This window comes from Lawsonibacter sp., assembly GCF_022777125.1.
GTDB lineage: Bacteria > Bacillota > Clostridia > Oscillospirales > Oscillospiraceae > Lawsonibacter_A > Lawsonibacter_A hominis.
Genome location: NZ_JALFGV010000054.1, coordinates 1 through 26,848, shown reverse-complemented (window position 1 = coordinate 26,848; position 26,848 = coordinate 1). Strand labels below are relative to the sequence as shown.

25 protein-coding genes are annotated in these 26,848 nt (G+C 62.3%); 15 read left to right on the top strand and 10 right to left on the bottom strand.

Annotated features, from left to right (window positions below; translation table 11 throughout):
• Positions 1 to 181: 181 nt before the first annotated feature.
• The 4 genes from MR825_RS04515 to lexA form a co-directional block, all read right to left on the bottom strand.
• A complete protein-coding gene (locus tag MR825_RS04515; protein ID WP_186908775.1) occupies positions 182 to 937 on the bottom strand; it encodes an exodeoxyribonuclease III in 756 nt (251 codons plus the stop codon).
• Positions 928 to 1,119: a DUF6440 family protein gene (locus MR825_RS04510; protein WP_186908776.1), complete on the bottom strand. Its 192-nt coding sequence runs from the start codon at positions 1,117 to 1,119 to the stop codon at positions 928 to 930. Before MR825_RS04510 ends, MR825_RS04515 begins: the two co-directional genes overlap by 10 nt.
• 20 nt (positions 1,120 to 1,139) lie before the next feature.
• Positions 1,140 to 1,592, bottom strand: coding sequence for a VOC family protein (locus MR825_RS04505; protein ID WP_186908777.1), 453 nt, complete (start codon positions 1,590 to 1,592; stop codon positions 1,140 to 1,142).
• Positions 1,593 to 1,656: 64 nt separating this feature from the next.
• Positions 1,657 to 2,280 carry a transcriptional repressor LexA gene (lexA, locus tag MR825_RS04500; RefSeq protein ID WP_186908778.1) on the bottom strand — a complete coding sequence of 208 codons (624 nt, stop codon included), beginning with the start codon at positions 2,278 to 2,280 and terminating at the stop codon, positions 1,657 to 1,659.
• A gap of 171 nt (positions 2,281 to 2,451) precedes the next feature.
• Between lexA and MR825_RS04495 the strand changes: the two genes are divergently transcribed.
• From MR825_RS04495 to MR825_RS04475, 5 genes are all read left to right on the top strand, one after another.
• The gene (locus MR825_RS04495) at positions 2,452 to 2,949 is read left to right on the top strand and encodes a MarR family winged helix-turn-helix transcriptional regulator (RefSeq protein WP_287879129.1); all 498 of its coding nucleotides are present in this window, start codon (positions 2,452 to 2,454) and stop codon (positions 2,947 to 2,949) included.
• On the top strand, positions 2,934 to 4,670 hold the full coding sequence (locus MR825_RS04490) for an ABC transporter ATP-binding protein (protein WP_256174427.1): 1,737 nt from the start codon (positions 2,934 to 2,936) through the stop codon (positions 4,668 to 4,670). The genes MR825_RS04495 and MR825_RS04490 overlap by 16 nt, the downstream gene beginning before the upstream one ends.
• On the top strand, positions 4,667 to 6,739 hold the full coding sequence (locus tag MR825_RS04485) for an ABC transporter ATP-binding protein (protein WP_287879126.1): 2,073 nt from the start codon (positions 4,667 to 4,669) through the stop codon (positions 6,737 to 6,739). Before MR825_RS04490 ends, MR825_RS04485 begins: the two co-directional genes overlap by 4 nt.
• Positions 6,740 to 6,857: 118 nt before the next feature.
• Positions 6,858 to 7,625, top strand: a complete 768-nt coding sequence (locus MR825_RS04480) for an SDR family NAD(P)-dependent oxidoreductase (RefSeq protein ID WP_186908781.1) — start codon at positions 6,858 to 6,860, stop codon at positions 7,623 to 7,625.
• A gap of 257 nt (positions 7,626 to 7,882) precedes the next feature.
• A complete protein-coding gene (locus MR825_RS04475; RefSeq protein ID WP_287879134.1) occupies positions 7,883 to 8,410 on the top strand; it encodes a nitroreductase family protein in 528 nt (175 codons plus the stop codon).
• Positions 8,411 to 8,471: 61 nt separating this feature from the next.
• Here MR825_RS04475 and MR825_RS04470 read toward each other — a convergent pair whose 3' ends face one another.
• From MR825_RS04470 to MR825_RS04460, 3 genes are all read right to left on the bottom strand, one after another.
• Positions 8,472 to 9,905: a flotillin family protein gene (locus MR825_RS04470; RefSeq protein WP_287879123.1), complete on the bottom strand. Its 1,434-nt coding sequence runs from the start codon at positions 9,903 to 9,905 to the stop codon at positions 8,472 to 8,474.
• Between the two features lie 11 nt (positions 9,906 to 9,916).
• Positions 9,917 to 10,636, bottom strand: coding sequence for a hypothetical protein (locus MR825_RS04465; RefSeq protein WP_287879121.1), 720 nt, complete (start codon positions 10,634 to 10,636; stop codon positions 9,917 to 9,919).
• A gap of 86 nt (positions 10,637 to 10,722) precedes the next feature.
• On the bottom strand, positions 10,723 to 11,280 hold the full coding sequence (locus tag MR825_RS04460) for a DUF1836 domain-containing protein (RefSeq protein ID WP_186908799.1): 558 nt from the start codon (positions 11,278 to 11,280) through the stop codon (positions 10,723 to 10,725).
• A gap of 292 nt (positions 11,281 to 11,572) precedes the next feature.
• Between MR825_RS04460 and rpsO the strand changes: the two genes are divergently transcribed.
• Together rpsO and MR825_RS04450 are read left to right on the top strand one after the other, a co-directional pair.
• Complete coding sequence (gene rpsO, locus MR825_RS04455) at positions 11,573 to 11,839, top strand: 30S ribosomal protein S15 (RefSeq protein WP_186908784.1); 267 nt, start codon at positions 11,573 to 11,575, stop codon at positions 11,837 to 11,839.
• 192 nt (positions 11,840 to 12,031) lie between these two features.
• Entirely contained in the window at positions 12,032 to 14,182 is a 2,151-nt protein-coding gene (locus MR825_RS04450; protein ID WP_287879118.1) for a polyribonucleotide nucleotidyltransferase, read from the top strand.
• A 211-nt stretch (positions 14,183 to 14,393) separates the two neighbouring features.
• Here the strand turns inward: MR825_RS04450 and mtaB are convergent, their stop codons facing one another.
• Positions 14,394 to 15,686 (bottom strand): tRNA (N(6)-L-threonylcarbamoyladenosine(37)-C(2))-methylthiotransferase MtaB, encoded by a 1,293-nt coding sequence (gene mtaB / locus MR825_RS04445; protein ID WP_287879115.1) that lies wholly within the window; start codon positions 15,684 to 15,686, stop codon positions 14,394 to 14,396.
• 164 nt (positions 15,687 to 15,850) lie between these two features.
• Between mtaB and MR825_RS04440 the strand changes: the two genes are divergently transcribed.
• The 7 genes from MR825_RS04440 to MR825_RS04410 all read left to right on the top strand — a co-directional run bounded on the left by MR825_RS04440 (position 15,851) and on the right by MR825_RS04410 (position 23,104).
• Positions 15,851 to 16,096 (top strand): HPr family phosphocarrier protein, encoded by a 246-nt coding sequence (locus MR825_RS04440; protein WP_186908787.1) that lies wholly within the window; start codon positions 15,851 to 15,853, stop codon positions 16,094 to 16,096.
• Positions 16,097 to 16,301: 205 nt separating this feature from the next.
• Entirely contained in the window at positions 16,302 to 16,886 is a 585-nt protein-coding gene (yfbR, locus tag MR825_RS04435; protein ID WP_287879114.1) for a 5'-deoxynucleotidase, read from the top strand.
• Between the two features lie 32 nt (positions 16,887 to 16,918).
• A complete protein-coding gene (locus MR825_RS04430; RefSeq protein ID WP_186908789.1) occupies positions 16,919 to 17,188 on the top strand; it encodes an ACT domain-containing protein in 270 nt (89 codons plus the stop codon).
• Between the two features lie 213 nt (positions 17,189 to 17,401).
• A complete protein-coding gene (locus MR825_RS04425) occupies positions 17,402 to 18,760 on the top strand; it encodes a PFL family protein (protein ID WP_287879112.1) in 1,359 nt (452 codons plus the stop codon).
• Between the two features lie 230 nt (positions 18,761 to 18,990).
• Complete coding sequence (locus MR825_RS04420; RefSeq protein WP_186908791.1) at positions 18,991 to 21,054, top strand: molybdopterin-containing oxidoreductase family protein; 2,064 nt, start codon at positions 18,991 to 18,993, stop codon at positions 21,052 to 21,054.
• Positions 21,054 to 22,394 (top strand): glucose-6-phosphate isomerase, encoded by a 1,341-nt coding sequence (locus tag MR825_RS04415; RefSeq protein ID WP_369807635.1) that lies wholly within the window; start codon positions 21,054 to 21,056, stop codon positions 22,392 to 22,394. Before MR825_RS04420 ends, MR825_RS04415 begins: the two co-directional genes overlap by 1 nt.
• Before the next feature lie 296 nt (positions 22,395 to 22,690).
• Complete coding sequence (locus MR825_RS04410; RefSeq protein WP_186908793.1) at positions 22,691 to 23,104, top strand: hypothetical protein; 414 nt, start codon at positions 22,691 to 22,693, stop codon at positions 23,102 to 23,104.
• Between the two features lie 66 nt (positions 23,105 to 23,170).
• Here MR825_RS04410 and MR825_RS04405 read toward each other — a convergent pair whose 3' ends face one another.
• Positions 23,171 to 24,187 carry a dihydrodipicolinate synthase family protein gene (locus MR825_RS04405; protein ID WP_186908794.1) on the bottom strand — a complete coding sequence of 339 codons (1,017 nt, stop codon included), beginning with the start codon at positions 24,185 to 24,187 and terminating at the stop codon, positions 23,171 to 23,173.
• 40 nt (positions 24,188 to 24,227) lie between these two features.
• Positions 24,228 to 25,568: a GntP family permease gene (locus tag MR825_RS04400; RefSeq protein ID WP_287879108.1), complete on the bottom strand. Its 1,341-nt coding sequence runs from the start codon at positions 25,566 to 25,568 to the stop codon at positions 24,228 to 24,230.
• A gap of 219 nt (positions 25,569 to 25,787) precedes the next feature.
• Here MR825_RS04400 and MR825_RS04395 point away from each other — a divergent pair, with 219 nt between their 5' ends.
• Positions 25,788 to 26,711, top strand: coding sequence for a LysR family transcriptional regulator (locus MR825_RS04395; RefSeq protein ID WP_186908796.1), 924 nt, complete (start codon positions 25,788 to 25,790; stop codon positions 26,709 to 26,711).
• Positions 26,712 to 26,848 lie beyond the last annotated feature (137 nt).

Here is a 26,848-nt window from a genome sequence, read left to right as displayed (position 1 = left end):
GCGCAGCAGGCCGAGAAGTGCTTTCTCCGACGAACATGTCGTCGGAGAAAACGGATTGGACTGAGTGCGCGCCTGTACCCCAAGGGCATTTCCGCGCCTGCTCTGCAGGCTTGGGCACAAGCGCCAACTCTGCAAGGAAATGACCGCCCCCCTCCGGCTCAGGCCGGAGGGGGGCGGTATTTTATCCGTTCAGAATCAGCTCCACCGGGCAGTGGTCGCTGCCGTACACGTCCGCGTGGATCACGCTGTCCCCGACCTGGGGGACCAGGGCGTTGGAGACGATGAAATAGTCGATGCGCCACCCTGCGTTGTTCTCCCGGGCGTGATACAGATAGCTCCACCAGGTGTAGGCTCCGGTGCGCTCCGGGTAGAGCTGCCGGAAGGTGTCGGTAAAGCCGCCCGCCAGCAGGCGGGACATCTTGGCGCGCTCCTCGTCGCTGAAGCCCGCGTTGCCGCGGTTGGACTTTGGATTCTTCAGGTCGATCTCCTGATGCGCCACGTTCAGGTCCCCGCACAGCACCACCGGTTTTTGGGCCTCCAGGGCTTTCAGATAGACGAAAAAGGCGTCCTCCCAGGCCATGCGGTAATCCAGCCGGGCCAAGCCCCGCTGGGCGTTGGGGGTGTAGCAGTTCACTAGGTAAAAATCAGAAAATTCCGCCGTAATGACCCGCCCTTCGGTATCGTGCTGCGCGGCGCCGATCCCATAGGAGACGCTCTGCGGCGCCGTCCGGGTAAACAGGGCGGTGCCGGAATAGCCCTTCTTTTCGGCGCTGTTCCAGTACTGATGATAGCCGGGCAGCTCCAGTTCGATTTGGTGGGGCTGGAGCTTCGTCTCCTGAAGACAGAAAACGTCGGCGTCCGCGGCGCGGAAAAAGTCCAGAAAGCCCTTGCCCAGGCAGGCGCGCAGGCCGTTGACGTTCCAGGAGATCAGATGCATGCGTCCGCCTCCGTCCCCCATCGCATGGGCTTGCCCGCGCCGTCCAGCAAAGGCGTGAGCCCGCCGGCGTAGCCGCTGATCGTCTGCAGATAGAGCGCCCCCGTCTGGGTATCCAGCAGGATGCGGACGGTCTCCGTCACGCCCTGCGTATATACCACCTGAAACCGATCGTTCTTTCCCATACGCGTCTCCTCTCAATCGGTCATACACTGCCGCCGAACCAGCCCCGGCGGTCGAAGTGGACCACCTCCAGCTTGATGCCGTCCGGGTCCTTAAAGAAAAAAGCGTAGTAATCCGGGGTATACTCTGCCCAGAGCTTGGGTGGGGAGACGATGGTCACGCCGGGAAGGTCCTTTACCTGGGCGTAGACCCGGTCCACCTCCTCCCGGCTGTCCGCGCCAAAGGCCAGGTGGTGCACCGCGCCGGGACGGCGGCGGCAGACGGTCTCCTCCGCAAAGTCGGGCCGCGGGCAGATCAGGGACAGGGAAAATTCCGCTCCGCTGTAATCGACGGCCCGGTACTCATAGGCGGGCTCGTCCCCCTTGGCCTTCATGGTCAGCTCGAAGCCAAGAAGGGGCAGCAGGGCGTCGTAAAAGACCTCCTCCCGGTCCAGGTCCTTCACGGTGATGTCCAGATGGTCGATGCGTGGGCGCATGGCGCAATCCTCCTTATGGTCGCAAGGCGGTTGGGAGCGGGCACGGCGGGAAGCGGCGGACGGCTCAGTACCGCCGCACCACAGCCACGACCTTGCCCAGGATCTCACAGCCGTCGCCGTCGATGGGCTCATAATCCGGGTTCTCCGGCATGAGCCAGGTGTGCCCGTCCTTGCGGCGCAGGGTCTTCACCGTGGCTTCGTCTTCCAAGAGGGCCACCACGATCTCGCCGCTGCGGGCCTCCTGCTGCTGGTGGACCACCACCAGGTCGCCCGGCAGGATGCCCGCGTACTTCATGGATTCCCCCCGCACCTGAAGGGCGAAGTGCTCTCCGGTGAGGCCGCCGGTATCGAACGTCAGATAATCCTCGATGCACTCCTGCGCCAGAATGGGCGCTCCGGCGGCCACACTGCCCACCACGGGCACCTGGTCCGCCCGCTCCTCCGGCTCCGGAAGCCGGTCCTGCGGGACGTGCTGCGCGCCGCAGACCGTAATGGAGCGGGTCTTTCCCTCGGCCTTGGTGATCAGGCCCGCCGCCTCCAGCCCCTTCAGATGAAAGTGAACGGTGGAGGGGGATTTGAGCCCCACGTGCTCCCCGATTTCCCGCACGGAGGGGGGATAACCGTGCCGGGCGGCGAAGTCAATGATATAGTCGTAGATCTGCTGCTGCTTGGGGGATAGCTTTTTCATGGCAGACCCTCCTTTTTTCGCGTGATCCACGCTTACTATAACATAGTTTTCACAAAACTGCAAACATTTGTTCTAAGCAATTTGCAAAATGGCCCTTGATTTTGGGGCGGGAAGCGTCTAAACTAGATAAGCTCTTAACGATTAAGCGGTTAACGAAAGGAAGTGCTTGGGATGAACCCACGGCCCGATCTGCCGGGCATTCTGGTGCACGCCATCCACCGGCTCCATCGCAATGCGGTACAGACAAAGCTGAGCGCCATGGGCCTGGAAGGCGTCGGATCGCCCATGATCCTGATGCTGCTCAAGCGCCGGGGCGCGGAAGGGGGAGGGGCCTATCAGCGGGAGCTGGCCGACGCCCTGCGCATCTCTCCCGCGGCCATCGCCATGTCTCTGCAGTCCCTGGAGCGCGCGGGCTATGTGGCGCGACGGGAGGACCCGGGCGACCAGCGCCGCAAGCGCGTGGTCATCACGCCCCGGGGGGCGGCGGCGGTGGAAACCTGCCGGGACGCCCTGGCGGCGGCGGACGCGCAGATGCTCGCCGGTTTTACCGCTCAGGAGCGGGAGACCCTCACCGCCCTGCATCTGCGGATGCTGGACAATCTGACCCCCGGGGACAGCCCCGCGGGGGACCCTTTTGAAAGGTTGGGATGCAATTGCTCAAGACCTTAGCTTCTTACCTGCGGGAGTACAAAAAGTACGCCCTGCTGGCTCCGCTGATGGTGGTGCTGGAGGTGCTCTGCGAACTGGCGCTGCCCCTGGTCATGGCCAAGATCGTGGATGTGGGCATCGCCGGCGCGCAGGTGCCCTATATCCTGCGCATGGGCGCGGCCATGCTGGCGCTCTCCCTGGCCGCCATGGCCTTCGGGGTGCTCTCGGCCCGGTTTTCCGCCGTGTGCAGCCAGGGCTTCGGCGCAAACCTCCGCCAGGGGCTGTTCGACCAGGTACAGGAATTTTCCTTTGCGGACATCGACCGGTTTTCTTCCGCCTCGCTCATTACCCGCATGACCAACGACGTCAACGCCATCACCATGATGCTGGCCATCGGCCTGCGGATGCTCACCCGGGCGCCGGTGACCCTCGTTGCCGCCCTCATCGTCACCGCGTCCATCAGCCCCAGGCTCTCCCTGGTGCTGCTGGCCGTCATCCCGGTCATGGCGGCGGCCATCGTGCTGCTGATGAAGATCTGCAGCCGCCTGTTTGAGGTGATGCAGAAGAAAATCGACAACCTGAACAACACCGTGCAGGAAAATCTGGTGGCCATCCGGGTGGTGAAGGCCTTTGTCCGGGAGGGGTATGAAAAGACCAAGTTCATGCGCTCCAACGATGAGCTGACCGCCGCCTCCCTGAACGTGGGCATGCGGATCATCGCCATGCTGCCCATCATGATGATCTCCCTCAACGTGGCTACCGTACTGGTGCTGTGGATCGGCGGACGGATGGTCATGAACGACACGCTGCTGGTGGGACAGCTTTCCTCGTTTATCAGCTACATCGCGCAGATCCTCATGAGCGTGATGATGGTGGCCATGGCGCTGCTCCAGCTTTCCCGGGCCCAGGCCTGCGCCCGCCGCATCTGTGAGGTGCTTTGGGCCACGCCGGACATCCGGGACTGTGAACTGAGCCGGGAGCTCCCCGCGCCCCGGGGCAGGGTGGAGTTCCGGGACGTCTGCTTCAAATATGTCGCCACCGGCACCGGGGACGACGTGCTCCGGGATGTGAGCTTTACGGTGGAACCCGGCCAGTTTGTGGCGATCGTGGGCGGTACCGGCGTGGGCAAATCCTCCCTGGTCAACCTGATCCCCCGTTTCTACGACGTGACCGGCGGCGCGGTGCTGCTGGACGGAGTGGATGTGCGGGATTATCCGCTGGAGGAGCTGCGCGCGCGCATCGGCATGGTGCTGCAGAGCAACGTGCTTTTTTCGGGTACGGTTCGGGACAATCTGCTCTGGGGCAAGCCGGACGCCACGGAGGACGAGCTGATCCAGGCCGCCCGGGACGCCCAGGCCTATGACTTCATCATGGGCCTGCCCGACGGGTTCGACACCTGGCTGGAGCAGGGGGGCACCAACGTCTCCGGCGGACAGAAACAGCGCCTGTGCATCGCGCGGGCCATGCTGCGCCGCCCGGCAGTGCTGATTCTGGACGACTCCACTTCTGCCGTGGACTCGACTACCGAGGCCAAAATACGGGAATCCTTCCATCAGAACCTGAAGGATACCACCGTTCTCATCATTGCCCAGCGCATCAGCTCCGTGCAGTATGCGGACCAGATCATCATCCTGGAGGACGACCACATCGCCGGCATAGGCACCCATGCGCAGCTGCTGGCGGGCAATGAGATCTATCAGGAGATCTACCAGTCTCAGCAGGAGGGGGTGGGGGAAGCATGACACAGCGTCAAACACAGCAGCGGCCCATGCATGGGCCCGGCGGCGGCCCCCGGGGCGGATATCAGAAGCCCAAGGATATGAAGAAGACCATCCGCCGCCTGCTCACCTATCTGACCCGTCACAAGCTGGCCCTGGCGGGGGTGTTCCTCTGCCTGCTCGTCTCGGTGGGCAGCAATTTGGGCGGCTCCTATCTGCTGCGGCCCATCATCAACAACTTCATCTACTCCGGCGGCCGGGACTTCGCGGGGCTGGCCCTCTCCCTGCTCCAGCTGCTTGGCATCTACGCGGTGGGGGCCGCGGCCTCCTACGCCCAGTCGGCGGCCATGGTGCGGCTGGCCCAGCGCGGCGTGAACAAGCTGCGCCGGGATCTGTTCGACAAGCTGCAGGCGCTGCCGCTCTCCTACTTTGACCGGCACCCCCACGGGGAGCTGATGAGCCGCTTTACCAACGACGCGGACAACGTGCAGACCGCCCTGGAACAGAGCCTGGTCTCCCTGATCTCCAGCGCCCTGATGTTCGTGGGACTGGTGGTCATCATGCTGGCGACCAATCCCCTTTTGTTCCTCATCACGGTGGTTGTTCTGGCGCTTACCCTGTTCCTCTTCTCCAGGCTGGGGGGCAAGAGCCGGAACTATTACCGGCAGCAGCAGGCCACCCTGGGCGACATGAACGGCAATATCCAGGAGATGATCGAGGGACTGCGCGTGGTCAAGGCGTTCACCCACGAGCGGGCGGCCAAGGAGGAATTCCAGCGCCGCAACACCGCCTACCGGGACGCGGCCACCCGCGCCAACTTTTATTCTAATGCCATCATGCCCGTCTCCAACAACCTGATGAACATCAGCTACGCCCTGACGGCGGCCCTCGGCGGGCTGATGTCCATTCTGACGGGCTTCGATCTGGGCGGCCTGGTGATCTACCTGAACTACTCCAAGCAGATCGGCCAGCCGCTGAACCAGATCTCCATGCAGCTGACCAACGTGCTCTCCGCCCTGGCGGGCGCCGAGCGGATGTTCGAGGTCATGGATACCGCGCCCGAGGCGGACGAGGGCAGGATCACCCTGGTGCCTGCCGTTTTGGACCCGGCGGGCCGCCTGGCCGAGCGCACCGACGCGGGCCGTGGGGGCATGTGGGCCTGGAAGACCCCCAAGAACGCAGGCCTGGCGCTGGTCCCGGCCGCCGAGGGCCCCGGCGGGACGCTGACGGAACTGGACGCGCCCGCGCCGGGCTGCCGCTGGGCCTGGCGGTATCCCGGCCCCGACGGCGCGCCGTCTCTCCACCAGATCCGGGGCGCGGTGCGCAGCGTGGACACCGAGGACTGCTGGCTCACCGAGCTGCGGGGGGCCGTGCGCTTTACCGATGTGGACTTTTCCTATGTGCCCGGCAAGCCGATCCTGAAACAGGTGAACGTCTACGCCAATCCGGGCCAGAAGATCGCCTTCGTGGGTTCCACCGGCGCGGGCAAGACCACCATCACCAACCTGATCAACCGTTTTTACGAGATCGACTCCGGCCTGATCACCTATGACGGCATCGACGTGAGGGCCATTCGGAAGGAGGACCTGCGCCGCTCCCTGGGGGCGGTGCTCCAGGATACCCACCTCTTCACCGGCACCATCCTGGACAACATCCGCTACGGACGGCTGGATGCCACCGACGAGGAGTGTGTCGCCGCGGCGAAGAGCGCCAACGCCCATTCCTTTATCCGCCGCCTGCCCCAGGGCTACGACACCCCCGTCTCCGGCGACGGCGGGAACCTGTCCCAGGGCCAGCGGCAGCTGCTGGCCATCGCCCGGGCCGCTGTGGCCGACCCGCCGGTGATGATCCTGGACGAGGCCACCTCCTCCATCGACACCCGCACCGAGCGGCACATCGAACGGGGGATGGACGCTCTGATGGAGCACCGCACCGTCTTTGTCATCGCCCACCGCCTGTCCACGGTGCGCAACGCCAACTGCATCGTGGTCATCGAGCGCGGCGCAATCGAAGAAAAGGGCGACCACGCGCAGCTTTTGGAGCACCGCGGCCGCTACTATCAGCTCTACACCGGTCAGTTCACACTTTCCTGAAAGTATCTACTTGCGCACGATTCCGACGCGTGCTATCATGTTCACCATCATATGTTGAACCGTCCGGTTTAAATGGAATGACCGGCGGACGGCGCGGATCCAAAGGAGGATATGCATCATGGGGAAATTTGACGGCAAGGTTGCCGTGATCACCGGCGGCGGTAAGGGCGGCGGGATCGGGTACGGTCTGTCCACCGCGTTTGCCAAGGAGGGGTGCGATCTTGTCATTACCGGACGCAACACCAGGAAGCTGGACGACGCCAGGGAGGAGCTGGAGCGGCTCTACGGCGTCAAGGTCCTGGCCTGCCAGGCCGACGGCGGCGTGGAGGAGCAGGTGGCGGGCGTGGTCAAGCAGGCGGCGGATACCTTCGGCCGCATCGACTTTTTGATCAACAACGCCCAGAACTCCGCCTCCGGCGTTCCTCTGGCCGAGCACACCAAGGAGGACTTTGACAAGGCCGTCTACTCCGGGCTGTACGCGGCGTTTTTCTATATGAAGCACGCTTACCCCTATCTCAAGCAGGCCCGGGGTTCCGTGGTCAATTTCGCCTCCGGCGCGGGCCTGTTCGGGAAGCCCGGCCAGAGCTCCTATGCCGCCGCCAAGGAGGGGATCCGCGGCATGACCCGGGTCGCCGCCACCGAGTGGGGCCCCGACGGCATCAACTGCAACTGCATCTGCCCCCTGGTCATGACCGACGCGCTGAAAAAGTGGAAAGAGGAGTACCCCGCGGTCTATGAGCAGACCATCAAGGGGATCCCCGCCGGCCGCTTCGGCGACCCGGAGAAGGATATCGGCCGAACCGCCGTGTTCCTGTGCTCGGAGGACGCAAAGTATATCTCCGGCGAGACGATTACCATGCAGGGCGGCTCCGGCCTGCGGCCCTAAGGCATCACCGCACAATTCCCCGCGCGCGTCTTGGCGGCCGATTCGCCCCGCAAATGCGTTGCAAGACCTTGCAGTATACAAAGTGTTCCTGCGGTTTTGCGCCTTTTTGCGGCACAAATTTTCGGGCCGATCCGCACGCGTTGGATGATGCGGTAATGCCCCAAGGAAAAATTTGCAGCTTTCCTGTTTACCTTTTGCCCCAAAACCGGTATACTGTAGGCGAACGATCAAACAGGAAAGGAAGGTCATTTTTTATGATGAATCTGGAAGCGCTGAAGCTCCTCAGAGAGCGCCGCAGCTGCCGCAGCTACAAGAACGAACAGATCGCCGACGCCGAACTGGAAGCCGTGCTGGAGGCCGGTACCTACGCACCCACCGGACGGGGCGCACAGTCCCCTGTGATCGTGGCGGTGCAGGACCGGGAGACCATCGGCCGGCTGCGCAGAATGAACGCGGCCATCATGGGCAACCCGGACGCCGACCCCTTCTACGGCGCCCCCACCGTGTTGGTGGTGCTGGCCGACAAGAGCCTCCCCACCCATGTGTATGACGGCGCCTGCGTCATGTGCAACCTGCTCAATGCCGCCCATGCCGCGGGCCTGGACGCCTGCTGGATCAACCGGGCCCGGGAGGAATTCGACTCCGAAGAGGGCAAGGCTCTGCTGAAGCAGTGGGGGATCGAGGGCGACTATGAGGGCATCGGCCACTGCATCCTGGGCTACCGCTCCGGCGAACTCCAGAGCGCCGCCGAACGCAAGGCGGACTATGTGATCCGTGTAAAATGATCCGGAAAAAACGCCCCGCGCGCCGCTTTTGCGGCGCGCGGGGCGTTTTCGGACGGGCGGGTTATTCTGTGGGCACCGGGGCGTCTCCGGGATCCGGCGCGGGCGCTTCCGGGGCGGCGGGAGGCTGGGGCGCCTTCTCCTTCCCCAGGAAGGAGGGCAGCTCCATGCCCGCCATCTGGAACATCTCGTTCATCGGCGGGATGGACTTCATCAGCCCTGAGACAAAACCCGCTGTGGCGGTTTTGCCGTCCCTGCCCTCGCCGGAATCCCAGACGGTGACCTTGTCGATCTTCACGTTCTTCACCGCGTCCACCTGGATGCGCATGAGCTCCTCCATCTTGTCGGCCAGCATCAGGCGCACGGCGTTCTCCGCGTCGCCTCCGGCGGCGGAGACGACCTCCCGCAGGCCCTCGGCCTGCTTGACCAGGACGGCCTGGGCGCCTTCGGCCTCGGCCTGCATTTTGGCCAGGATGGCGTCCGCCTCGCCCTTTGCACGCCGGCGGATCTGCTCGGCTTCGGCCTCGGCCTCCAGCTCCTTGCGGCGCTTGTCAATCTCGGTCTTGACGATGATGTCGGCCTCTTGGGTGGCCTTCTCGCGGGCGGCACGGGCGGCCTCGGCCTTCTGCTCGGCGGCGTAGGCCTCTTCCAGCGCCTGGGCGGCGGCGATCTTCTCGGCGGCGGTGGCGATGCGGGTGGCCTCGGCCTCCTTCTCCCGGCGCTGGGCGTTGGACATGGCTACCTCCACCTTGGAGGTGTTCTCGCCCTGGATGGCGGTGGCGTCGGCCTGGGCGACCTGGATGCGCTGGTCGCGGCGGGCCTGGGCCTCGCCGATGGAACCGTCGCGGTCCTTCTCGGCCACGTTCTTCTTGGCGTCGTTGATGGCCTTGGCGGCGGCCTCCTTGCCCAGGGCGTCAATGTAGCCGGACTCGTCGGAGATGTCGGTGACGTTGACGTTGATCAGGCGCAGGCCGATCTTCTTCAGCTCGCCCTCCACGTTGCGGGAGACGGCCTCCAGGAACTTATCCCGGTCGGTGTTGATCTCCTCGATGTCCATGGTGGCGATGACCAGGCGCAGCTGGCCGAAGATGATGTCCTTGGCCAGCTCCTGGATCTCCTGCAGGCGCAGGCCCAGCAGACGCTCGGCGGCGTTCTGCATGACTCCGGGCTCCGTGGAGATGCCCACGGTGAAGCGGCTGGGGACGTTGATGCGGATGTTCTGGCGGGAAAGCGCGTTTTCCAGGTCCACGGAGATGGACAGGGGCGTCAGGTCCAGAAACTCATAGGCCTGGATCACCGGCCAGATAAAGGCCGCGCCGCCGTGGATGCATTTGGCGGACTTGGTGGAGCCGTCCTTGTTGCTGCCCACCTTGCCGTAGATGACCATGACCTTGTCGGAGGGGCATTTCTTGTAGCGTTTGAGCAGAAAGAGCAGCAGGGAAAAGACGATGACGACGATGACGCAGGTGAGGATGATTCCAAAGATTCCGTCAGGCATGTTTGACCTCCTTAATAATGGTTGTCTTGCGTGGATGCTTCCGTTTCGCTGCGCTCGACCAAAAGAGCGCCTCCCTCCAGCAGACCCGTGACGCGGACCGGACTGCCGGTGGGGATGGGGGTGTCGCTGTCGGTGAAGGCTTCCAGTTCCCGCAGCTGCTCCTGCACGGTGATGTTCACCTTGCCGGGCGCAGCGCGGCAGGCGGGGATGGTCAGGTAGACCGTGCCGGGCAGCCCCACGGCCAGGCGCACGTCCAGGGTGCCGTCATACTGCAAACGCATGGCTTCCCGCAGGATCAGGGCGATGCCCACCATGCCCGCGATGCCGATGGGCACCGCCAGGAACAGGGCCAGCAGGGGGGGCAATCCGATCTGGTTCAACCAGAGCCCGCCCCAGCCGAAGAGCGCCAGGAAGGCCACCACGCCCCGCACGGTGAGGATGTGCAGGCCTTGAAGGCCGTGCCCCGCTCCGTCTTCGTCCAGGTCGGCGTCCGGGGACAGGTGCGCGTCGGGATCTCCGCAGCCGTCCGGGTCCGCGTCAAACGCGGCGTCCATGTCCGCGTCGGCGTCCGTGTCTGCGTCCAGCCCGCCGTCTCCGGCGGCGCCGTCGCTGTCGAACACCCCGCCTACAAAGAGCAGCACCGTCTGGATGATGAGGATCAGGGTGGCGGGTACGGCAAGGTAGAGCAGGATATGCTCCAGCGGCGTCAGGGATTGCCACCAGGCTGCCATAAAGCTTCCTCCTTTCGTGTTCTGGGGTTCGATCTATGTTCACAGCGGCCGGTCCTTCCCGCGGCAGGCCGCTGTACCTGTCCGCGCTAAGCCAGTTCAGCCAGAAGCGCCTCGGCCTCCCGCTTGAGCCGGGCGGCCAGGTAGGCCGTCAGGATCACGTGGAGGCAGCGCACCACCCGGTCCCGGGCGCCCGGAACGGGTTCGCTGAAATCGGATACCGCCGTCTGGCACCAGCGGGCGGCCTCGTCCGGCCCCGTGGGAGGATGCTCCTCCGTCAGGGCCGCCAGGCGCACGATATATCGGTAAAGCTGGCTGTCATCGATCAGATCGTCCGACTCGTCGTCCAGATCGCCGTTGACGTAGGACAGCAGGGCGCAGATCTTCTCCAGCTGCATGGAATCCTTCAGCATGTTGATGATGACGATGCGGGAAAACTGGCGGCGGGTATACCGCTTGCGCTCCGGCGGGGCGACAAAGCCCCGGCGGACCCAGTTCTGGATCACGTAAGGCTCCAGTCCCGTCAGGCTGGATACCTGGGAGAGCACCAGCCCCCCGGCCAAAAAGAGGGAGGCGAGCTGCGTCTCGGCTTCCTCCGGTCGGATCCGTTCCACCGCGATGGTGGTTCCCGGCAGCGTCTTTTGCATCGCGTTCACCCCTTCTTCCTTTTGGTGATTTGATTGTACAATATAATCGTGTGATTGTCAATAGGGTTCTGAAGATTTTTTGAAAAAAGCATGCAAAGATCTGGAAGGCGGCGGCTGCCGCCGGGGGAAATGGAATTCCGGGGAATTGGTGCTTTACAAGCTGGGAAGAATATGATAAACTACTACAGCCTGTAAACAAGCAGGCGTTACCCCGGACCTCGTCTCCTGGCGTTCACCGGCCGGTCACGCAGTCCGCGGGCAGATCTTATTTTATGAAAGGTGGAAACACGCAATGATCCGTAAGGACGAAAAGACGGCCGTCATCGAGGCCAACCGCACCCATCCGACCGACACCGGCTCTCCGGAGGTCCAGATCGCCATTCTGACCGCCCGCATCCAGGAGCTGACGGAGCATCTGAAGATCCATAAGCACGACAACCACAGCCGCCGGGGCCTGCTGAAAATGGTCGGCAAGCGCCGCAAGATGCTGGATTATCTGGCCAAGAAGGACGTGGAGCGTTACCGCGCCATCATCGCAAAGCTGGGCATCCGTAAGTAAGAAATGAAATAGGGGCGGCGCGAACGCGCCGCCCCTTCTTCCCGTGTACCGTTTACAAAGGACGCGCACCAGAGCCCACACGCTTTTTTAGCAGTTGAAGCTGTGCCCAAAGGGGTTGGACATGCCTTCAAGTGCTAAAAAGAGCCGGGCGGCTCTGATGTGCGGACATACGATTCGATAAGGAGGACGCACATGTCAACCATCATCAAACACAAGGAATTCACCAATCACAAGATCTTCAAGACCGAGGTGGCGGGCCGCCCCCTGACCATCGACGTGGGCAAGGTGGCCGAGCTGGCCAGTGCTTCCGCCATGGTCACCTATGGCGAGACCACCGTGCTGGTGGCCGTGACCTGCTCCGCCCGTCCCCGGGACGGCATCGACTTCTTCCCGCTGAGCGTGGATTTTGAGGAGAAGCTGTACGCCGTGGGCCGTATCCCCGGCTCCTTCCTGCGCCGTGAGGGGCAGCCCTCTCTGCCCGCCGTTCTGGCCAGCCGCGTCATCGACCGGTCCATCCGGCCCCTGTTCCCCTATGACTTCCGCAACGACGTGGTGGTCACCGCCACCGTCATGAGCCTGGACCGGGACTGCTCCCCCGAGGTGACCGCCATGATCGGCGTGTCCGCCTGCCTGGCCTACTCCAACATCCCTTGGGCCGGCCCCATCGGCTGCCTGGAGGTGGGCTATGTGGACGGCCAGATCGTCATGAACCCCACCCAGGAGCAGAAGCACAAGTCCCAGCTGGACCTGACTGTGGCCGCCACCGAACAGAAGGTCATTATGATCGAAGCCGGCGCCAAGGAGCTGCCCGACGAGATCATGTACGACGCCATCGTCAAGGCCCATGAGGACATTAAGCAGCAGGTGGGCTTTATCAATGACCTCGTGGCCCAGATCGGCAAGGAGAAGATGACCTACGACCATGCCGACTTTGATCAGGAGCTGTTCGACAAGATCGTGGAGGCCACGATGGACGAGGCCCGCGCCGCCATGGACACCGACGACAAGAACGTGCGCGAGGAGCGCTGGAACAAGCTGATCGACCACTGGCACGCGCTCTTCCTGGAGGAGTATCCCGAGATGGACAAGTATCTCGAGGAGATCACCTACAAATTCCAGAAGAAGATCGTCAAGGCCTGGCTGCTGGAGGGCCACCGTGTGGATGGCCGCGCGAAGAACGAGATCCGCCCCCTCTCCGCCCAGGTGGGCGTGCTACCCCGCGTCCACGGCTCCGGCCTGTTCACCCGCGGGCAGACCCAGGTTCTCTCCGTGTGTACGCTGAACACCCTCTCTGCCGCCCAGAAGCTGGATACCATCTGGGAAGAGGAAGAGAAGCGCTATCTGCATCACTATAACTTCCCCTCCTACTCCGTGGGCGAGGCCCGCGCCGCCCGCAGCGTCAACCGCCGCGAAAAGGGCCACGGCGCCTTGGCGGAGCGCGCGCTGGAGCCGGTCATCCCCAGCCAGGAGGACTTCCCCTACGCCATCCGCGTGGTCTCCGAGGTCCTCAGCTCCAACGGCTCCACCTCCCAGGGCTCCATCTGCGGCTCCACTCTGGCGCTGATGGATGCCGGCGTGCCCATCTCCGCCCCGGTGGCGGGCATCTCCTGCGGCCTCATTCAGGACGATGACGGCAGCTTTACGACCTTTATCGACATCCAGGGCGTGGAGGATTTCCACGGCGAGATGGACTTCAAGGTGGCCGGCACCAAGGCCGGCATCACCGCCATTCAGATGGACATCAAAAACGACGGCCTGTCCCACGCGATCATCAAGGAGGCCCTGGACATCACCAAGGACGCCCGCTATGCCATTCTGGACGAGATCATGCTCCCCTGCATCGCAAAGCCCCGGGACGATGTGGCTGAGACCGCGCCCAAGATGGTCAAGATGAAGATCGACGTGGACAAGATCCGCGAGGTCATCGGCTCCGGCGGCAAGGTCATCCAGAAGATCTGCGCCGACACCGGCGCCAAGATCGACATCGAGGACGACGGCACGATCTATATCGCCGGCGTGGACAAGGCCTCCTGCGACGCCGCCAAGAAGACCATCGAGACCATCGTCTTCGTGCCCGAGGTGGGGCAGCTGTACTACGGCAAGGTGGTGCGCATCCTCCAGTTCGGCGCGTTTGTGGAGCTGGCCCCCGGCAAGGACGGTATGGTCCACATCTCCAAGCTGGCCGATCACCGGGTGGAAAAGGTGGAGGACGTGGTCAACATCGGCGATATGATCTGGGTCAAGGTCACCGAGATCGACGAAAAGGGCCGCGTGAACCTCTCCTACAAGGACGCGCTGAAAGAGATCAAGGCCAAAAAAGCCGCCGGTGAGCCGGTCAAGTAAATCGACTCCCGAACGATCGGCCCGCTGCATTGCAGCGGGCCGATCCTGCTTGTGCAAAGGCCTCCCGGCGTTCCGCGCCATTCGTCTTCTGCGCATCGAAAAAAGAGGGCTGCGGTCCGTAAGCGCGTGCGCGCGGCGGACCGCAGCCCTCTCAAAAAAGCGGCTTCACCGTTTTCGGGAGCCTCCCGTTGCGCGCCGGGGGGCGAAGGGCTTACCGCAGGCGTCCCAGAAGTCCGTCCTCCCGAACGCCTGTAATCTCCACATCGCATATTACATTGTGTAATTCGTTGCCGGGGGCAAAGACCTCGGTGTAGTTGGAGGCGTGTCCGCGCCACAGGCCGTCCTTTTCTTCCTCGAAGAGCACGGACAGGGTCCGCCCGACCCAGCGCTCCAGCCAGGCGCGGCGCATCTCCCCGGCCAGCTGGGCCGCTTGGCGGGCCCGCGCCTGCTTGACGGCATTGGGGCACTGCCCCGGCATGGAGGCCGCCGGGGTGCCCGAGCGCCGGGAATAGGGGAAAATATGCATGGCGGAAAAGGCGCACCTGGAGAGAAAGGCCAGGGTCTGCGCAAACTCCTCCTCCGTCTCGCCGGGAAACCCCACGATCAGGTCGGTGGTGATACCGGGCCGGTCAAAGAAGTCCCGCAGTAATTTTACGCTTTCATAATACCGCGCGCAATCGTATTTCCGGCCCATCCGCCGCAGGGTGGCGTCGCATCCGGATTGGAGGGAAAGGTGGAAGTGGGGGCACAGGTTGGGCAGGGCGGCCGCCCTGCGGCAGAATTCCTCGGTGACGGTACGGGGCTCCAGGCTGCCCAGCCGCACCCGGCATTCCGGGGCGGCGGCGCAGAGGGCCTCCACCAGATCGATGAGCGCGCTGCCGTCCCGGAAGTCCGCGCCCCAGGAGGAAATCTCGATCCCGGTGAGCACCAGCTCCCGGTAACCCTCACCGGCAAGGCGTTTCGCTTCACAGACCGCGTCCGCCAGCGGCAGGGAACGGATGGGCCCGCGGGCGTAGGGGATGATGCAGTAGGTGCAGAAATTGACGCAGCCATCCTCCACCTTGAGCATGGCCCGGGTCCGTCCCTCCAGTCCACCGGCGCTCAGGCGCTCATAGGTCCGCCGGCGCAGGGCGTCGTCCACCCGGACCAGCGGCTGTGCCAGCCGCGCCCGGGCCAGGTCCTCCAGCGCGTCCAGAAAGGCCATGCGCTCGCCGGTGCCCATGACCAGGTCCACCTCCAGCGCACGGACGGCCTCCGGCGCGGTCTGAGCGTAGCAGCCGCACACCGCCACCACCGCGCGGGGCGCGCGCTTGCGGGCCTGGCGGATGGTCTGGCGGGATTTTTGATCGCTCACCGCCGTAACGGTGCAGGTGTTGATGATATAGGCGTCGGCCTCCCCCGTGAAGGGGACCAGCGTGTGGCCCCGGCGCTCCAGTTCGGTCTCCAGCGCCTGGGTCTCGTACTGGTTGACCTTGCAGCCCAGGGTATAGATAGCAACTCGCATGTTTTTTCCTCCCCGCCGGGGCCTGGATTGTGAAAATCACAGATTTTCGCGTTTCCGGCGGCTTTTCCGTTGTAATTTGCCCCCGCGGACGGCTATAATGGGGGCGTATCCATTATAAAGGAGCGCCGGCTCCTTGTACAGAATGATTTCAGGAGGGATCGACCATGTCCGGTTTTTTTGTTGCCCTGTCCTCCATTGACGATGTAAAACACTTTGTAGACGCCGCCAGCCGCTGCCCCTGCGAGGTGGATGTGCTCTCCGGCCGGTATGTCATCAACGCCAAGTCCATCATGGGCCTGTTTTCGCTGGACCTGTCCCAGCCGGTACAGGTGGAAGTCCACGGTACCGACGCACAGCGCGGCGCCTTCCAGGCCGACGTGGCTGCGTTCCGGGTGGATGCGGGGCAGTAAGGAGCGCCCTGGCGGCGGGAGCGGCGCGGGGCTCCCCTTCCGTTTCGTTCCGCTTACGGTTTACAAGCCCGGCGCTTCTATGGTAGAATAACGGGGAAACGGCTGTTTCGCCGGGGCCTGGGCGCATCTCGCCCCCCGCCCGGCGGCGCCTTGCGCAAAAGGGCCGCGCCTGTGGCCGTATCATTTGATTTCCGGGGGGCGTTTTATGACGGAACACTACCATTTTTTTGCCTATCTCTCCCGCATGCGGTATATCAATCGCTGGGGGCTGATGCGCAACACGTTTCAGGAGAATATCCAGGAGCACTCCCACATGGTGGCGGTGCTGGCGCATGCCCTGGCGGTCATCCGCCGGGAGGTGTTCGGCGGGGAGATCGATCCCGGCCTGGCGGCGGCCGCCGCCCTGTTCCACGACGCGCCCGAGATCCTCACCGGCGACCTGCCGACTCCGGTGAAGTATTATAACCCGGAGATCCGGGACGCCTATAAGGCGGTGGAGGAATTTTCCGCACGAAAGCTGCTCTCCCTGCTGCCGGAGGAGCTGCGGGGCGCCTACGAGCCGCTGCTGCTGGAGGCGTGCGGCACGCAGGTACAGGCCGTGGTGAAGGCGGCGGACAAGCTCTCCGCCTACCTCAAGTGCCTGGAGGAACTCAAGGCGGGCAACCTGGAGTTCAAGCTTGCCGCGGAGCAGACCCGGCAGGCGCTGGAGGACTCCCCCCTGCCGGAAGTGAACTACTTCCTGGAGCACTTCCTGCCGGGATTCAGTCTGACCCTTGACGAGCTGCAATAAAGAGCGATAGCAACGAAAGGAGAGAACCGACCATGAGAGCGATCGTAACGGTACTGGGCAAGGACCGGGTGGGCATCATGTCCCTGGTGTGTTCCCTGCTGGCCGAACGCAACGTGAATATTCTGGATATCAGCCAGACCATCCTGCAAGACTATTTCACCATGGTGATGCTGGTGGACGCATCCGAGAGCGCCTTGCCCTTTGCCGAGCTGGCCGCCCTGCTGGCTGCCGAGGGGGAGAAGCGGGACCTGGACATCCGCGCCCAGCGCGAGGACATCTTCAACGCCATGCACCGGATCTGAAAAGAAGCGCGCAGGCCGCGAGCAGGGGAGATAAGGGAATGCGCAGACGCGAAAATAGGCCGGGCGAAGCCCGGGCCGGAGCGGATTTCGCGCGGAGCATGCACTTATCTCCCCGGCAGCGAGCCAGGCGCAGCGTGACAAAAAGAAGCGCGCAGCCGCCTGATCGGAAGCACGCGCGGCATCAGGAAGCGGAATCTGCCGGGAGGACTTATTTTGATCAATACAAATGAGATTTTAGAGACCATCCATATGATCGACCAGCAGCATCTGGATATCCGTACCATTACGATGGGCATTTCCCTGCTGGACTGCGCCGATCCCGACCCCAAGTCCGCCTGCAGGAAGATCTACGAGAAGATCACCCGGCAGGCGGACCGGCTGGTGGCGACCGGCGAGGCCATCGAGCGGGAGTTCGGCATCCCCATCGTCAACAAGCGCATTTCGGTCACACCCATGGCGCTGGTCGCCGGCGCCTCCCAGTGTGAGAGCTATGTGCCCTTTGCCGTTGCCATGGACGATGCGGCCAAGGCGACCGGCGTCAATTTTATCGGCGGCTTTTCCGCTCTGGTACAGAAGGGGGCCACGCCCGCCGACCGGAAGCTGGTGGCCTCCATCCCCGAAGCGCTGGCCATCACCGATTACGTCTGTTCCTCCGTGAACGTAGGCTCCACCCGTGCGGGCATCAACATGGACGCGGTGGCCGCCATGGGCCGCACCATCAAGCAGGCGGCCGAACGCACCGCCGATCGGGGCGGTTTCGGCTGCGCCAAGCTGGTGGTGTTCTGCAACGCGGTGGAGGACAACCCCTTCATGGCGGGCGCGTTCCACGGCGTGGGCGAGCCGGAGTGCGTCATCAACGTGGGCGTGTCCGGTCCCGGCGTGGTGTACCACGCGCTCCAGTCCGTGAAGGGCGCGTCCTTTGACGTGGTGGCCGAGACCATCAAGAAGACCGCCTTCCGGGTGACCCGTATGGGGCAGCTGGTGGCCCAGGAGGCCAGCCGCCGTCTGGGCGTGCCCTTCGGCATCGTGGATCTGTCGCTGGCGCCCACGCCGGCCATCGGGGATTCCGTGGCCCGCATTCTGGAGGAGATGGGCCTTGCCGTGTGCGGCACCCACGGCACCACCGCCGCGCTGGCGCTGCTCAACGACGCGGTGAAAAAGGGCGGCGTCATGGCGTCTTCCCATGTGGGCGGCCTGTCCGGCGCGTTTATCCCCGTCAGCGAGGATGAGGGCATGATCGCCGCCGCAGCTTCCGGCGCGCTGCATTTGGACAAGCTGGAGGCCATGACCTGCGTCTGCTCCGTGGGATTGGACATGATCGCGGTCCCCGGCGATACCTCCGCCGCCACCATCTCCGCCATCATCGCGGACGAGGCCGCCATTGGCATGGTCAACTCCAAGACCACCGCCGTGCGCATCATTCCCGCCCCCGGCAAGGTGGTGGGAGATACCGTGGAGTTCGGCGGGCTGCTGGGCTCCGCCCCGGTCATGCCGGTGCACCCCTTTGGCAGCGACGCCTTCGTGGCCCGCGGCGGCCGTATCCCGGCGCCGATGCAGAGCTTGAAGAACTGACCGCCGCCGGGGCCCCCGCCGCAGGCGGGCCCGCGCTTTGCGCAAGGGCGATCGACCTGGCCCGAGTCTGTAAAACCGGATGGGAATGGCCGCGGCCCGGCCCGCAGGCAGGGACTGAAACAGGAACGCCCAAAGGGCCGCCGGTTCGGCGGCCCTTTGGCATGTTTGACGCCGGCGGCAGGCAGGCCCGGGACGAAGGCCCCGGCCCCGTTTTGAAAGGAGCTTCGGCTATGCCCACATTTCGAACCGCGTGTCCCTATGACTGCCCCGACGGCTGTTCCCTGCTGGCGGAGGTGGAGGACGGGCGCGTCCAAGCCCTCTCCGGCGACCCGGCAAATCCCTATACCAACGCCCGGATCTGCGCCAAAATGGCGCGCCTGCCCCAGGCCATCCACAGCCCGGAGCGCATCCTCACGCCCCTGCGCCGTACCGGGGCCAAGGGGGAGGGCCGCTTCGCTCCGGTCTGCTGGGACGAGGCCGTGGCGGAGATCACCGAACGCTGGCGGGAGATCATCGGGCGCTACGGGGCCGAAGCGATCCTGCCCTACTCCTACGCCGGGACCATGGGGGCGGTGCAGCGCAGCGGCGGGGAGGGATTCTTCCATGCCCTGGGGGCCTCCCGGCTGGAGCGCACGCTGTGCAGCTCCGGAAAGTCCGCAGGGTGGAGCGCCGTTATGGGGGATTCCTGCGATCTGGCCCCATGGGATCTGGTCCACAGCGACCTGATCCTGCTGTGGAGCGCCAACCTGCCTGCCACCCGGATGCATCTGATCCCCTATGTGCGTCAGGCCAAGGCCAAGGGCGCGCGGGTCGTTCTGCTGGATGTGTACGAGACCCCCTCCGCCGCCCTGGCGGACGAGCGGCTGCTGCTGCGCCCGGGCAGCGACGGCGCGCTGGCGCTCTCGCTGCTCCAGGTGCTGGCGCAGGAGGGACGGACCGACGAGGCCTACCTGGCCGGGCATACCACCGGCTGGCCAGAGTTGCGCGCCACACTGGAGCGCTGGACGCCGGAGAAGACGCAGCCCCTCACCGGCCTTGCCCCGGAGACGGTGCGGGCGCTGGCGCGGGCCTATGGCCGGGCGGAGGCGCCCGCCATTGTGCTGGGCAGCGGCTTCTCCCGCGCGGGCAACGGCGGGGAGGCCACCCGGGCCATCGCCGCCCTGCCTGCGGCAGTGGGGGCCTGGTCCAAACGGGGCGGCGGCACCTACGGAGTGTGCTCCGCTCCCAGCCTGGTGGATAAGACCCTGGTCAAGCGGCCCGACCTGGCTCCCGGGACGCTGCGGAGCATCAATATCAACCTGCTGGGCCCCGCTTTGGCGGGAGAGGGACTGGACAAGCCGGTGATGAGCCTGTACGTCTACCATGCAAACCCGGCGGCCGTCACCTCCGACCAGAACGCCGTGCTGCGGGGGCTGGCCCGGGAGGATCTGTTCACCGTGGTCCACGAGCGGTGTCTCACCGATACCGCCCGCTACGCCGATCTGATCCTGCCAGCCCCCTATATGGTGGAGACCGAGGACCTCTACACCCCCTACGGGTACCGGGGCATCCAGTACGTCAAGCCCGTCGCCGCTCCGCCGGGGCAGGTCAAGAGCAACTGGGAGGTCTTCTGCCGGCTGGCCCGGGCCATGGGGCTGGAGGAAGAACTGTTTTCCCGCTCCGCAGGCGCGCTGTGCCGGGCGCTGGTGGAGGGGAGCGGGGCGCTTACCCCGGAGGAGAAGGCGAAGGTGCTGGCGGGGGAGCCGGTGATCTGCGCCGCCCCCTTTCCCCTGCCGGTGGAGACAAAGGACCGGAAGATCCACCTGGCCGACCCGGCCCCCATCACCTGGTATCCGCCTCACGGCGGGCCGGAGCCTCTGCGCCTGGTGTGCGCTCCGGCGGTGCACACCCTCAACTCGTCCTTTCATGAGTGCCGCACCCTGCGGGAGCGGCAAGGTCCCGCGCGGCTGCGGATGAACGCCGCCGACGCCGCCCGGCGGGGACTGGCCCACGGCGACCGGGCGGTCTGCCGCAACGAACTGGGCCGGATGGCCTGCATCGTGGCGCTGGACCGGCCCGTAGTCCCGGGTGCGGTGGTGGCGGAGGGCGTCTACCCCGGGGAGAATACCGTCAACGCCCTGACCCACGCCCGCCTGTCCGACCTGGGAAGGGCTACCACCCTCAACGACAATACCGTGGAGGTCTCGCCCGTGCCGCCGGAGGAGCAAGAATCCCTTTTTCCTCTGGAAAATACGCCTGCGGCGGTGTATGATAAGGGCGTACGCCAGACAGGCGATCCTTTCTTGAAGGAGTGATCCCTATGACGATCCAGATCAATACCTCCAACGCAAGCCCCTTCCTGCCCCAGGACTGGCTGGACAGCCGCCTGGACGCCCTGGCGAAGGCGCGGACCATGCTGGAACAGGGCAACGGTCCCGGCGGGTCTTTTACCGGCTGGGTCCACCTGCCCCGGGATTATGACAGGACGGAATTTGACCGCATCCAGGCTGCCGCGGCCAAGATCCGCGCCGATTCCCAGGCGCTGGTGGTCATCGGTATCGGCGGCTCCTATCTGGGCGCACGCGCTGTGGTGGAGCTGCTCCACTCCCCCAATTACAACCTCATCCGCTCCACCGGCGGCCCCGACCTCTACTTTGCCGGCAACGGGCTGTCCACCGACGGCCTGCTGGAGATCATCGACCTGGTCAAGGACCGGGATTTTTCGCTCAACGTCATCTCCAAATCGGGCACGACCACGGAACCCGCCGTAGCGTTTCGTATTTTAAAAGCCCTTCTGGAGCAAAAATACGGCAAGGAAGAGGCGCGGCGCCGTATCTATGCCACCACCGACGCCCGCAGGGGGGCCCTCAAGGGCCTGGCGGACACGGAGGGCTACGAGGAATTCGTGGTGCCCGACGCGGTGGGCGGCCGCTATTCCGTCCTCACCGCCGTGGGACTGCTGCCCATCGCCTGCGCGGGCATTGACCTTGCCGCGCTGATGGACGGCGCCTGCAGCGCGATGGAGGCCCTCGCCGTCCCAGGCGCGGACAACCCCGCCTGGCAGTACGCCGCGGCCCGCCACGCCCTGTACCAGGCGGGCAAGCGGGTGGAGGTGCTGGCGGGGTATGAGCCCTCGTTCCGCTTTTTTGCCGAGTGGTGGAAGCAGCTCTACGGCGAGAGCGAGGGCAAGGAGCACAAGGGCCTCTTCCCGGCCAGCGTGGAATTTACCGCCGATCTGCACTCCATGGGACAATACATCCAGCAGGGCGAGCGGCTCCTGTTTGAGACGGTGGTGCGTTTTGCACGCAGCCGCGGGCGTATCGCCATTCCCCACGACCCGGAGAATGTGGACGGGCTCAATTTCCTCTCCGGCAAGGACCTGGAGTTTGTCAGCCGGCAGGCCATGCGGGGCGTGACCCTGGCCCACGTGGACGGCGGCGTGCCCAACCTGGCGCTGACCGTGCCCGGCCGGGACGCCCGCAGCGTGGGCGCGCTGATCTATTTCTTCGAGTATGCATGCGGCCTGTCCGGCTACCTGCTGGGCGTCAACCCCTTCGACCAGCCAGGCGTGGAGGCCTACAAGAACAATATGTACGCCCTGCTGGGCAAGCCGGGATACGAAGCGCGCCGCGCCGAGCTGGAGGCCCGCCTGTAGGCCTCCACACCAAGGGGGCGCCCTGGGGGCAAACCCTTGCCGGCGGGCGGATTCACTCCGCCCGCCGGATCAAAGCGCCGGGGTCCCCAAGGAACCCGGATTCGGTGGCCCCCCTGCAAAGAAAGGCGGTACGCCCTGCCGGACAAGCCGGGTACACGGCGGGGCCGAATGGTTCGATTTGGTTCATGAATTTTTAGTGAACTTCTGCAAAGCGGTTGCAATCCCCCGGTAAAAATGGTAACATGGAGCCACAAGGCCGGAGAGGAGCTCCGGCGGACTATGAAGGAGTGATAACTATGGTGAGAGTGATCATGGGCATCAAGGGCACCGGCAAGACCAAGCAGATGATCGAGCTCATTAATTCCGCTGTCCACAGCGAAAACGGCAATGTGGTCTGCATCGAACGCGGGCCCAAGCTGACTTATGATATCCATTACAAGATCCGCCTGGTGGAAGCCAGCCATTATGATATGAGCAACTTCGATTTCCTGAAGGGCTTCATCAGCGGCCTGTACGCCGGCAACTACGACATCACCCATGTCTTTATCGACAGCCTGACCAAGATCGTCTCCTCCGACGCATCCGACCATGCGGTAGAGGAGTTCCTGGATTGGCTGAACAGCTTCTCCGAAAAGAACAACATCAAGTTCACCGTCACCATCAGCGCAGACGCCTCTCTGGCCACCGAGGGCGTGAAAAAGTATTTCTGATCAGCCGGACCGAAACGGGCCCCGCCAGTTGGCGGGGCCCATTCCTGTTTGGCTTTTCTTTATATTCTAATATAATGAGATACCTAGATTTTTGCATTCTTCGGGTGCCCGTACTACTTCAAAACCTGCTTTTATGAGAGCATCCCGTAGCATTAGGACCTCCTCGTCTGAAAAAGCTGTGCGGGGCAACCTGGCGTAATAGTTGGGGAAAATTCCGAGCAGCCAGGCAGTAATCTTATAGCGGTAGGGGAAGCGTCCGTAAGTCTTGATCGTGGTGCCAAATACCCCGCGGACAGCGTCGGTGGCAGGCTCAAGGCGCTTTTGAATGGCAAATGCCTCGTTAAGATCGCCCCGCTTTACTGCATTGACGATAGCAACATCATATTCCACACGCCAGCAGCCCCCGCCGTTAAACGTACCTTCCGCACCGTTGACAAGGCTCTCGGCCAAATCATGGTCACCTGCGCGCAAGGTGCACACGTGTCGGCCTGTTTGTGCCTCCACCTCACGCATATTGGCCACCAGTTCTTTTATTAAGCCGTTGTTTTGACGGCTTTCATATTTCCAGGCGCAAATATTGGGACAGGCAAGCGCAATCTCTTTCAGTACAGCGGGAGGGGTACCTACCATTAGTGCCATAATGGGAAGATCGAAGGCCTTATCGAACGTTTTATAGAGGTTGATAAAATCCTCCATATTATTTTGATCCGGCACAGGGTGAAGATACAGCACATCCGCGCCCGCTTCAATGACCTTTTCTGCTTCTTTGACCATGTCCCAAGTCCACTGCTGATTTCTGGGTTCAATTTTTCCGGTCACCGGAATGCGCCCTTTGGATTCCTCCTTGGCAATTTCAATCAAACGGCAGGTTTCTTCTAAGGAAAGGCCCTCTACCTCATTCGGATCAAGGCCTGCGATACCGGAGTCAATCATATGTCGAATCATACTGCGATATGTGTCTTCATCGATTTCACGGCAGGTATTGTCTGTCCAGGGTACGATGGTAGCGGGATAAACGCCAGACCAATCCAGCCCCATCGGACCTTTTCCACTGGGTTTGTTCCATTTGTTCCGGTTATTCATGATAAACACTCCTTCTTTTTGATAGATGCCGCTTGTTCCGTTAGATCAGACCAGGGAACAGCGTCATAACAATGGCCGCCACAAAGGCGCTGACAAGGGTTGCTACAACAGAGTTCAAAAACATTAACGGATAGGATTCCTTGACGGTACATCCGGGAAGTGCAATCGCCGTCAGGACACCTGCGTTGGTTGGCAGGGAGTCAAAGGTAGTTCCTGCCATGGTCACGAGCCGATGAAACGCCTGTGCGGGAACGCCCGCCGCCAGGAAAGAGGGGGCCAGCATGTTGACCGCCGCGGAGACGCCGCCCACCGGATTGCCCATGATCCCAACCACAATGGAGGCAGCAACCACTACGAAAATCAACAGCATCCCGCTATCGACAGAGGTTAATGCCTGTACGATTGCACCAAAAGCGTCCGTGGCGCTTACAACGGCGCCGAACCCCACAAGAGAACCGGTAATCAGGGCGATCCGTGCTGTCTGAGGGACGGCACCGTTGAATGCTGCAATGACCGCACGGCCATAACGGTTTTCCTTGTTTTGGGCCTTGAGTGCGGGGGCAAACAGGATCAGAGCGAGTACCAATCCAATGAGCATAGCGAGAATGATATTTAGCTTAAATACATTGAACACCACAAAAATTGCAATTAATGGGATAAGGGCCACAAAGAAATTGGGAACCCGTTTTGTCTCATCGGCAACGGGGTCCGTATCAATCCCGCAGAATTGCTCGCCCCGTACCTTTGCACGCTTCAAAACCCAAACGGTGAACAGAATGGCGAGGATGCCGCCGACGGCACTGCCAATTAATCCGGGGACGAGGGCTGCTGTGGGCGTTGTCCCCAGCGCCAGGGGGATTACGTTGATAATCTGAGGACTGCCCGGGAGTGACGACATCATGCTTCCGATATAAATACAGCCTGGGATATAGCGGCGGGGCAGATTGACCTCTTTAAAAAAACCGATTACCAACGGGACCCGTGCGATGATAGAGGCCATAGCGTCAATTCCACCCAGATAGAAAACGGTCGTGATTGCAAAGGATGACAACACCGCAACCCAAATTCCGCGCGTACCGTGTACGCCGCCCTTGGCGAACGTTCTGATGATGGTTTTGGCGATGACCTGGGATGCGCCGGATTCACTGTAAAGTGCCGCAAACATACACCCAACCAGGAAAATGGGGGTATACGTCTTGATAAATCCGGCGGCTCCAGACATAAAGGTTTCTGTATAGGTCTCCAGAGAGAGGGCGCGATTGCAGATCGCTACCACCATGGCAGCAATTACGGACAGCCATACGACATCCAGTTTTTGAAATGTAAAATACATTAGGATCGCAATCCCCAACAGGATTCCCACGATGCCGAGAATGTTCATAACTCCTCCTTGCATGTTTTCGTATAGACCAGTTCCTTTGTTTGCACGCTTGGAAATATTGATCATAAGCACTGCAGTTGCTTGGGACTCATTTTAGCATTTATAAACAAATAAGTGAAAGTCGAATCACGACTTTCGCTTATTCCGAAGTGGTGTGACCATTTGTTATAATAATTTTATATAATTATTTTTATCAATGCGCGCAGGAGGAGAACCGATATGCAGTTTTATAACATCCACTGTTTTATCGTCCTGGCGGAGGAACTGAACTTTACCAAGGCAGCTGAAATTATGAACATGACGCAATCCGCATTCAGCAAGACCATATCTGCGCTGGAAGACGAAATCGGTTGCAGGCTGTTCTATCGTGACCGAAGGCATGTAAGGCTCACGGATGCGGGGGCCGCTTTCCTGACCCACGCCGAGAATATAATGCAAGAGTTCAATAACGGTGTTACATATGCCCGTCACGCAGAGCAGGGAATGCAGGGGCTGGTCCGCATCGCGTTTTTGAGCTGCTCTATGCAGACCATCCTGCCGACATTAATTTCGGCGTTCCGCGAGCGCTATCCGGACATTGAAATTGAGCTGTATGACGGAACACAGCACCAAGTCATCGAATATTTGAACTCTGATCGTGTGGATATTGCCATGTTTGCCGATTTGGGCTTGAATAGTCTGGAAAACTGCAGCTTTAAAACCCTGTACCGGGATGAATACTGCATTGTGGTCAATCAGGATCATCCGCTGGCTGATCGGGAATTCGTGGACTTTTCCATGTTTCAGTCTGATACATTCCTGTCCATTGGACGCAACAGTATTTATAGCCACCTTACGATCTCCGATATTAATGTAATCGTCAAGGCCTGCGCCGCCTATGGTTTTATTCCTAAAATTGTGCATGGCGTCAATTCCCTGACCAATCTTCCGCTTATGGTGGAATGTGGAATGGGGATCGCTGTACTGTCCGAACATATGAAGCTTTACGCATCAGATCATGTACGGTTTTTACGGCTTTCGGATCATAAATTGTTTTTTTCGGGAATTGCCGCTTGGCGCAAGGGTAATCTCAACCCCTGCCTGCAAAAATTTATTGACTTAATCTATGAGATGTATCCAAACCAAGCCTTGTTCGAACCGTGATAAGGTAAAATAAGTTGCGCAAATATAAAAGAGGATAAAAAGAGACATGGTTTGCAGAACTCTGGTAGAATGAAGTTGCGACACACCATTCTGAAAGGAGTCTGTAAACCATGTCCGAGAAAATTGTACAACTGAAC